The following is a 9,153-nucleotide window of genomic DNA, read 5'->3' on the forward strand; positions in this document are numbered from 1 at the left end:
GCGGAGGGTCGCCCCGATACTGGGCGTATCGGGGCGAGCCCGACAACGCGGCGAGTGTGCGTGCCAGGCGCCGCCTGGCAGGCGGGACTTTCGAAACACGCCCTAGTGCTGGGGCTGATGTGACGGCAGGGTGAACCAGACCGCCTTGCCGTGCTCCGTCGTGCGATGGCCGCAGGCCGAACTGAGGGTGCGGATCAGCAGCAGGCCCCGGCCGTGCTCCTGCCAGGGGTCCGGTTCGCTGCCAGGACCGGGCCGGGAGAGATCGCCCGGCGGAGCCGGGTCGCGGTCGTGGACCTCCACCTGCCAGCCGGTCTCCAGAATCTCCACCACCAGCTCGAGCGGATCGTCGCCGGCGGTGTGTTCCACGGCGTTGGCGACCAGTTCGGCGGTGAGGAGCTCCGCGATGTCGAGGGAGTCGGCCGAGGCGCCGATGTCCGTCAGCGCCGTACGGATCAGGGCGCGGGCGATCGGCACTGCCGCCGTCGAGTGCGGCAGTGCGATACGCCAGGAGGCGGGGATCGGTCCATCGGCGGGCACAGCAGGTTTCCGTTCCGGAGGTCACGACTTTCTGGAGCTCAAGACTTCTCGGTTTCAACCATACGAAGTGCAACGACGCAGACAAGGGGCGAGCGACCGGTACGAATGGGACTTTCGCCACTTCGCCCTCACTGCCGCCTTATTGCGTACTCGTGACGGGAGTCACAGATGAGTGATAAGTTCGAGAGCAGGTAGCAGCCCGACGGCTGAAGGGGACCACCCTCCATGAGCCCGTTTCCCAGCTCCGCGCCACGCACGGAACACTGGCGCCATCTACGGCTGACGACGGACGACGGCGTCGCCACCGTCACCCTGGCCCGCCCCGAGAAACTCAATGCGCTCACCTTCGGCGCCTATGCCGATCTGCGCGATCTCCTTGCCGAGCTGTCCCGCGAACGCTCCGTGCGCGCCCTGGTGCTGGCCGGCGAGGGGCGGGGCTTCTGCTCCGGCGGCGACGTCGACGAGATCATCGGCGCCACCCTGGCGATGGACACCGCGCAGCTGCTCGACTTCAACCGCATGACCGGACAGGTCGTACGGGCGCTGCGGGAGTGCCCCTTCCCCGTGGTCGCAGCCGTCCACGGCGTCGCCGCGGGCGCCGGTGCCGTCCTCTCGCTGGCCGCCGACTTCCGGGTCGCCGACCCGTCCGCCCGGTTCGCCTTCCTCTTCACCCGGGTCGGACTCTCCGGCGGCGACATGGGAGCGGCGTATCTGCTGCCGCGCGTCGTCGGTCTCGGCCATGCCACCCGGCTGCTGATGCTCGGCGAGCAGGTCCGCGCCCCCGAGGCGGAACGGATCGGGCTGATCAGCGAGCTGACCGAGGAGGGGCAGGCCGACGCGCGCGCCGCGGCGCTCGCACACCGCCTCGCCGAAGGACCCGCCCTCGCCCTCGCCCAGACCAAGGCGCTGCTCACCGCCGAACTCGACATGCCGCTCGCCGCCGCCGTCGAGATGGACGCCGCCACCCAGGCGCTGCTGATGCACGGCGACGACTACGCCGAGTTCCACGCCGCGTTCACGGAGAAGCGGCCGCCGAAATGGCAAGGCAGGTAACGCGATGCGGTACGGCACGAGGCGGATCGCGGTCATCGGCGGCGGCCCCGGCGGACTCTACGCCGCGGCGCTCCTCAAGCGCCTGGACCCGGAGCGCTCCATCACCGTCTGGGAGCGCAACGCCCCGGACGACACGTTCGGCTTCGGTGTCGTCCTCTCCGACGAGACGCTCGGCGGCATCGAGCACGCCGACCCCGTGGTGTACCGGGCGCTCCAGGCCGAGTTCGTGCGCTGGGACGACATCGACATCGTCCACCGCGGCCGGACCCAGACATCCGGCGGCCACGGCTTCGCGGCGCTGGGCCGCCGCCGGCTCCTGGAGATCCTGCACGAGCGCTGCCGGTCGCTGGGGGTACGGCTCCGCTTCCGCGAAGAGGCCCCGCCCGCCGCCGAACTCGCCGCGACGCACGATCTGGTGATCGCCGCCGACGGGGTGCACAGCGCCACCCGCGAGGCGTACGCCGACACCTTCCGGCCCACCCTCACCGCCCACCGCAACCGCTACATCTGGCTCGCCGCCGACTTCGCCCTCGACGCCTTCCGCTTCGAGATCGCCGAGACCGAACACGGCGTGATGCAGCTGCATGCCTACCCGTACGCCCGCTCGTCGCCCGACCAGCACCCCTCGGCGAGGCCCTCCGGGCCGCCGCATCAATCCGGTGCCTCCACCGTCATCGTCGAGATGCGCGAGGAGGTCTGGCGCGCGGCCGGGTTCGACACCATGGACGCCGCAGCCTCGACGGAGCGCTGCGCCAAGATCTTCGCCGATGTCCTCGGCGGCCGCCCGCTGCGTTCCAACAACTCCTCCTGGCTCACCTTCCGTACCGTCGTCAACGCCCACTGGTCGCACGCCAACACCGTCCTCATCGGCGACGCCGCGCACACCGCCCACTTCTCCATCGGCTCCGGTACGAAACTCGCCGTCGAGGATGCCCTCGCGCTCGCCGCCTGCATCGAGGAACAGCCCGACCTGCCCGCCGCCCTCTCCGCGTACGAGACCGAGCGCCGCCCTGTCGTCGAATCGACCCAGCGCGCCGCCGCGGCAAGCCTGCGCTGGTTCGAGGAGCTCGGTACGTACGTCGACCAGGCGCCCCGCCAGTTCGCCTTCAACCTCCTCACCCGCAGCCGCCGCGTCACCCACGACAACCTGCGGCTGCGCGACGCCGGCTTCACCGCGGCCGTCGAGGAGGAGTTCGGCTGCGCCCCGGACACCCCGCCGATGTTCACCCCGCTGCGGCTGCGCGGTCTCGAACTCCGCAACCGTGTCGTCGTCTCGCCGATGGACATGTACTCGGCGGTCGACGGCGTCCCCGGCGACTTCCACCTCGTCCACCTGGGCGCCCGTGCGCTCGGCGGCGCCGGGCTCGTCATGACCGAGATGGTGTGCGTCAGCGCCGAAGGCCGCATCACCCCCGGCTGCGCCGGCCTGTACACCCCCGCACAGGCGGCCGCCTGGACCCGGATCACCGACTTCGTCCACACCTCGGCGCCGGGCACGGCGATCGGTATCCAGCTCGGCCATTCCGGCCGCAAGGGATCCACCAAGCTGATGTGGGACGGCATCGACCAGCCGCTCGACGCGGGCAACTGGCCCCTGTCCGCCGCCTCCCCGATCCCGTACGCGGAAGGAGTCAACCAGGTCCCGCACGCCCTGGACCGGGCCGGACTCGAGGTCATCCGCGCCCAGTTCGCCGCAGCCGCCCGGCACGCCGTCACCTGCGACTTCGACCTGCTCGAACTCCACTGCGCGCACGGCTACCTGCTCTCCGGATTCCTCTCGCCGCTCACCAACCGACGCACCGACACCTACGGCGGACCGCTGTCGAACCGACTCCGCTTCCCCCTCGAAGTCTTCGACGCGGTCCGCGCCGAGTGGCCCGACGACCGGCCCATGACCGTCCGGATCTCCGCCACCGACTGGGCCGACGGCGGCACGACGGCCGAGGACGCCGTCGAGATCGCCCGCGCGTTCGTCGCGCACGGCGCCGACGCCATCGACGTCTCCACCGGCCAGGTCGTCCCGGACGAACGCCCCGAGTACGGCCGCTCGTACCAGACCCCGTACGCCGACCGGATCCGCAACACCCTGGTCGTGCCCGTCATCGCAGTCGGCGCGATCTCCTCCTGGGACGACGTCAACTCCCTGCTGCTGGCGGGCCGCGCCGACCTCTGCGCCCTGGCCCGCCCGCACCTCTACGACCCGCACTGGACCCTGCACGCGGCGGCCGACCAGGGCTATGCGGGACCGGGCGCACCCTGGCCGCTCCCGTACCGCGCGGGCAGCCGCACACCACCGACCGGCCGCACGGACGCACCGAAGCCGCGGCTCACCCTGGGGTGAGCGCGAGACACTCCGACGTGGTGCCGGGCCGCAGTTCCTGACCGCCCTCCCCGTACCGCCACAAGCGCACCGCATTCGCGGCGATCAGCCAGAGCGGCCCCGGACATCACCGGACTCGTTCATCTTTTCTCTGCGCCGGTGTCCTGCGCACTGATCAGCAGCCGGTCCGAGACGGGCCGGAAGCCGATCCGTTGATACACGCCGTTGCTGGTCGGATTGGCGAGGTCCGTGAACAGCAGGATCTCGGCCGCGCCCGCCTCCCGTGCCGCCCGGCTGACGTCAGCCGTCACCGCTGCCGCATAGCCGTGACCCCGGTACTCCGGCGGTGTGTACACGGTCGAGACCCGTACCGTGCCCGCGACCCGGGGTGAGACGCCCGCCATCGAGACCGGGACATCGCCGGTCTCCCAGAGTGTCAGCCCGCCGGACGCCGTCCGCTCGTCCACCAGCCGCTCTGCGTGGGTGCCGGGCTGGCCGGTTTCTTCGGCGAAGGCGAGATGCCAGGCCAGGAGCAGCTCGCGGTCGGCGGTCGTGGCGGTTTTCGGGGTGCCCTCGGGGGCGGGGGACGGTGGGATCAACTCACCGAGCCGGTAGAGCCGTTGTTCCTGGTCGACGCGGTGGCCGGGCCAGCAGGCGGCCAGTGCCTCGGCGGTGGGGCGGTCCGCGTTGACGCTGGTCAGGGGGAGTGCCGCGGTCAGTGGGACGAGGGCCTCGGGGGCGACCGTGCCCAGCAGCGGGGGATAGGGCGGAGTCTGCACCACTGTTCCCGCGACCTCGCCGTCCGCCCCGCGCCACCACCCCAGCAACGGCGCGGTATCGCCGTACGCGTGCGGGCCGCTGCGCCGCAGGGTTGCGGTGACGGTCAGTACCAGGGTGTTCTCGGCGGGGCGGGCCGCCAGCGAGGCGCCCGCCACCTCCAGGAACGCTTCGACATCATCCGTAAAGGTCCAGGTCATAGCTCATCCTGCCGGGCGCGGGGCATCGGGAGCACCTGCATTTCGGCACCCGCGGCAGCTCATGACCGTACGAACCGCGCCCCCGCGTCCCGCAGCCGAGCGTGCAGCAGCCCGAACACCTCCGTCGACCGCCCCCCCGGCCACTCCTTCGGCAGCAGCTCCTCCGGCAGGCCCGGATCGGCGTACGGCAGCTGCCGCCACGAGTCCAGGGCCGCCAGATAGTCCCGGTAGGCGGTCTCGGGATCGGGGGCACCGGTGCGTGACTCCCAGGCCCGCAGCACCGGTTCGTGCTGCTCCAGGAAGTCCACGTGGAGCCGGGCGATCGCGTCGAGGTCCCACCAGCGCGCCACGGACTCCCGCGTCGCGGCGAAGCCGAGGTGTTCCCCGCGGAACAGGTCCACATACGGGGCGAGTTCCAGCCGCTCCAGCGTGTGCCAGGTCTCGTCGTACAGCGCGGCGGGCGCGATCCACACCCCGGGCGCCGCCGTGCCGAAGCCGAGCCGGGCCAGCCGCGAGCGCAGCAGGTGCCGCTTGTGCCGTTCCGCTTCCGGTACGGAGAAGACGGCGAGCACCCAGCCGTCCTGGAGCGGTGGCGACGGGTGCGCATAGATCCGCCGGTCGCCGTCGTCCAGCAGCTGGCGGGCATCGGACGACAGCGCGTACCCGGCCGCGCCGCTCACGGTACGCGCAGGGACGAGCAGCCCGCGCCGCTTCAGCCGGGAGACGGAGGAACGTACGGACGGGGCGTCGACACCGAGGACGGACAGCAGTCGGATCAGTTCGGCCACCGGCAGCGGGGCATTGCCGGGGGCGCGACCGTACGCGCCGTAGAGGGTGACGATCAGGGATCTGGGGGTGTGCTGCTCGGCCACGTGATCACTCTAGGTCCCGTGCGCCGGTCCGGTCCCCGTCGCTCCGCAGCCGGAACCGCTGCAGCTTGCCGGTGGCGGTCCGGGGAAGCGCCGGCACGAATTCGATGACACGCGGGCATTTGTGGGGGGCGAGCTCGTTCTTCATGTGTGTGCGCAGCTCGTCGGCCGACGCTCCGCCGCCCTCGCGCAGCACCACGTACGCCACCACGATCTGCCCGCGCAGTTCGTCCGGATGCCCGACCACCGCCACCTCGGAGACCTCGGGATGGCGCAGCAGCGCGTCCTCGACCTCGGGGCCCGCGATGTTGTACCCGGAGGAGATGATCATGTCGTCGGCACGCGCGACGTAGTGGAAGTAGCCGTCGCTGTCACGTGTGTACGTGTCGCCGGTGAGGTTCCAGCCGTGTTGTACGTACTCCGACTGGCGGATGTCGGCGAGATAGCGGCAGCCGACCGGGCCGCGGACGGCGAGCAGCCCCGGCTCCCCGTCGGGCACCGCGTGGCCGTCCCGGTCCTGCACACGCGCCTCCCAGCCGGGCACGGGAACCCCGGTGGTGCCGGGGCGGATCACGTCGTCGGCGGCGGAGATGAAGATGTGCAGCAGTTCGGTGGCGCCTATGCCGTTGATGATGCGCAGGCCGGTCCGCTCGTACCAGGACTGCCAGGTCGCCACGGGCAGGTTCTCGCCCGCCGACACGCAGCGCCGCAGCGCGGCGAGATCGTGCTTGTCGAGGTGGTCGAGCATCACGCGGTAGGCGGTCGGCGCGGTGAACAGGACCGAGACGCGGTGGGCGGCCAGCGCGGGCAGCAGCTGCCGCGGACCGGCCTGTTCCAGCAGCAGGGCCGACCCCCCGGCCCGCAGCGGGAAGACCACCAGGCCGCCGAGCCCGAAGGTGAAGCCAAGTGGCGGACTGCCCGCGAACACGTCGTCGGGACGGGGCTGCAGGACGTGGCGGGAGAAGGTGTCGGCGATGGCGAGCACATCGCGGTGGAAGTGCATGCAGCCCTTGGGCCGTCCGGTGGTGCCCGAGGTGAACGCGATCAGTGCGACATCGTCCGCGGCCGTGTCCACGGCACGGTAGGGCCCAGGCCGCCCCTCGGCCAGGTGCAGCAGATCGTCGGGGCCGTCACCTCCGTACACCGTGATCCGCAGCCCCGGTACCCCCGCCTTCACCAGGTCGTCGACCGACCGGACGTCGCACAGCGCATGACCGACCTCGGCCATCGAACAGATGGTGGCGAGCTCCTGGGACCGCTGCTGGGCCAGTACGGTCACCGCGATCGCGCCCGCCTTCAGCACGGCCAGCCAGCAGGCGGCGAGGTGGGGCGTGGTGGGGCCGCGGAGCAGAACCCGGTTGCCGGGGACGACCCCCAGATCGGAGGTCAGGACGTGGGCGATCCGGTCGACCCGGTCCTGGAGCTCCCCGTAGCTCCAGATCTCGCCCTGGGGCGTATGGAAGGCGGGGCGGTCGGGACCGAGGCGGGCGACTGTGCCGTCGAGGAGCTCGGCGGCACAGTTCAGCCGGTCCGGATAGTTCAGCTCGGGAAGGCCGAAGACCAGTTCCGGCCACTGGTCCGTGGGTGGCAGATGCTCCCGGGCAAAGGTGTCGAGGTGCGCTGAGGTCTTCGGGTCCATAGCGGATCGCCCCCTTGTCGCCCATGGAGCGTAGCGTTTGAATGACGGTAGTCAACAGTTCGCGATAGGGGACAGGAGAGGCGCCGGTATGACGGCATTCTCACTCGATCCGGCACAGACCGCCTGGTGCGAAGAGCTGCGCGCCCTGGCCGAACATGAGCTGCGCCCTCTCGCCGAGAAGGGCGAACCGGGGCACGTCAACCGCCCGCTGATCGCCGCCCTCGGCGAACTCGGTCTGCTCGACCGTCTTTTCTCCTCCGGCGCCCTCGACCTCTGCCTGCTGCGGGAGTCCCTCGCCCGCGGCTGCACGGAGGCCGAGACCGCGCTGGCCCTCCAGGGACTCGGCACATACCCGTTGGTCCAGGCGGGTACCCCGGCCCACCGGGCACGCTGGCTTCCCGAGGTGCGGGCCGGCCGTGCCGTCGCCGCCTTCGCGCTGAGTGAGCCCGGCGCCGGCTCCGACGCCGCGGCGCTCGCCCTGGCGGCCGAACACGCCCCGGCCGGCTGGCGGCTGACCGGTGAGAAGTGCTGGATCTCCAACGCCCCCGAGGCGGACTTCTACACCGTCTTCGCCCGTACGACACCAGGTGCCGGAGCCCGCGGCGTCACCGCGTTCCTGGTCCCTGCCGACCGCCCGGGACTGACCGGCACCGCCCTCGACATGCTCTCCCCGCACCCGATCGGCGCCCTCGCCTTCGACGGGGTCCCGGTCACGCCCGACGATGTGCTCGGCGAACAGGACCGCGGCTTCGGGGTCGCCATGAACACCCTCAATCTGTTCCGTCCCAGCGTCGGCGCGTTCGCCGTCGGCATGGCCCGCGCCGCCCTCGACGCGACCCTCGACCACACCGCGCGACGCACCGCGTTCGGTGGCCCGCTGAAGGAACTGCAGGCCGTCGCCCACCAGGTCGCCGAGATGGCCACCCGCACGGAGGCCGCGCGGCTTCTCGTGTACGCGGCCGCGGCGGCGTACGACGCGGGGGAGCCCGGCGTACCGGGCCGGGCGGCGATGGCGAAGCTGTACGCCACCGAGGCGGCGCAGTACGTCGTCGACGCAGCCGTCCAGCTGCACGGCGCCCGCGCGCTCCGCCGGGGGCACCTGCTCGAACATCTCTACCGGGAGGTGCGTGCCCCGCGGATCTACGAGGGCGCCAGCGAGGTCCAGCGCACGATCATCGCCAAGGAGCTGTACGCGCCGACGACGGAGACAGCGACGGGGACCGCGCATCGGACGCCGACCTCGCACCGGACGCCGACCGTGAATCAGGAGCTGCCCGCATGAGTCCGATCCACCGGATCAATCCCGCCGAACTGTCCCCGCCCACGGGCTTCTCACACGCCGTCACGGCAACCGGCAGCCGCCTGGTCCTTCTGGCCGGACAGACCGCCCTGGACCGGGACGGCAAGGTCATCGGCGCCACGCTGCCCGAGCAGTTCGCGACGGCCCTGACCAATCTGCTCACCGCGCTGCGTGCGGCCGGGGGCTCTCCGGCCGACCTGGCGCGGATGACCGTCTACGCCACGGATGTCGCCGACTACCGCGTACACGCCCCCGAACTCGGGCGGATCTGGCAACGGCTGGCCGGCCGCGACTACCCGGCGATGGCGGTCATCGGGGCGGCCAGGCTCTGGGACGAACAGGCACTCGTCGAGCTCGACGGCATCGCCGTACTGCCGTGAAAACACCGTGCGGGCGTGTCGTGGCGCCACGCCCGCACGGCAACGGCCTCCCCCGCGGTCGGGATCCCACTCCCTACC

At 71.7% G+C, this 9,153-nt stretch carries 8 protein-coding genes; 4 read left to right on the top strand and 4 right to left on the bottom strand.

Features of this window, described 5'->3' with window-relative positions; translation table 11 throughout:
* Positions 1 to 102: 102 nt before the first annotated feature.
* Positions 103 to 537: an ATP-binding protein gene (locus AB0915_RS36460; RefSeq protein WP_366695298.1), complete on the bottom strand. Its 435-nt coding sequence runs from the start codon at positions 535 to 537 to the stop codon at positions 103 to 105.
* A gap of 225 nt (positions 538 to 762) precedes the next feature.
* On the opposite strand from AB0915_RS36460, the gene AB0915_RS36465 reads away from it, so the two are divergent.
* Together AB0915_RS36465 and AB0915_RS36470 are read left to right on the top strand one after the other, a co-directional pair.
* Positions 763 to 1,590 carry an enoyl-CoA hydratase family protein gene (locus tag AB0915_RS36465; protein ID WP_366695300.1) on the top strand — a complete coding sequence of 276 codons (828 nt, stop codon included), beginning with the start codon at positions 763 to 765 and terminating at the stop codon, positions 1,588 to 1,590.
* Between the two features lie 4 nt (positions 1,591 to 1,594).
* Positions 1,595 to 3,931, top strand: a complete 2,337-nt coding sequence (locus AB0915_RS36470) for a bifunctional salicylyl-CoA 5-hydroxylase/oxidoreductase (protein WP_366695302.1) — start codon at positions 1,595 to 1,597, stop codon at positions 3,929 to 3,931.
* Between the two features lie 119 nt (positions 3,932 to 4,050).
* On the opposite strand, the gene AB0915_RS36475 is transcribed toward AB0915_RS36470, so the two are convergent.
* From AB0915_RS36475 to AB0915_RS36485, 3 genes are read right to left on the bottom strand one after another with little or no spacing between them, the layout of a single operon-like run.
* Positions 4,051 to 4,887: a GNAT family N-acetyltransferase gene (locus AB0915_RS36475; RefSeq protein WP_366695304.1), complete on the bottom strand. Its 837-nt coding sequence runs from the start codon at positions 4,885 to 4,887 to the stop codon at positions 4,051 to 4,053.
* Between the two features lie 59 nt (positions 4,888 to 4,946).
* Positions 4,947 to 5,759, bottom strand: coding sequence for a PaaX family transcriptional regulator C-terminal domain-containing protein (locus tag AB0915_RS36480; RefSeq protein ID WP_366695306.1), 813 nt, complete (start codon positions 5,757 to 5,759; stop codon positions 4,947 to 4,949).
* A gap of 4 nt (positions 5,760 to 5,763) precedes the next feature.
* Positions 5,764 to 7,395, bottom strand: a complete 1,632-nt coding sequence (locus tag AB0915_RS36485) for an AMP-binding protein (protein ID WP_366695308.1) — start codon at positions 7,393 to 7,395, stop codon at positions 5,764 to 5,766.
* 88 nt (positions 7,396 to 7,483) lie between these two features.
* On the opposite strand from AB0915_RS36485, the gene AB0915_RS36490 reads away from it, so the two are divergent.
* The gene (locus AB0915_RS36490) at positions 7,484 to 8,677 is read left to right on the top strand and encodes an acyl-CoA dehydrogenase family protein (RefSeq protein WP_366695310.1); all 1,194 of its coding nucleotides are present in this window, start codon (positions 7,484 to 7,486) and stop codon (positions 8,675 to 8,677) included.
* A complete protein-coding gene (locus tag AB0915_RS36495) occupies positions 8,674 to 9,075 on the top strand; it encodes a RidA family protein (protein ID WP_366695312.1) in 402 nt (133 codons plus the stop codon). The genes AB0915_RS36490 and AB0915_RS36495 overlap by 4 nt, the downstream gene beginning before the upstream one ends.
* The last annotated feature ends 78 nt before the right edge of the window (positions 9,076 to 9,153 follow it).

Origin of the sequence: Streptomyces sp. NPDC048411 (assembly GCF_040704695.1) — a bacterium.
In the GTDB taxonomy this organism is placed as follows: Bacteria; Actinomycetota; Actinomycetes; order Streptomycetales; family Streptomycetaceae; genus Streptomyces.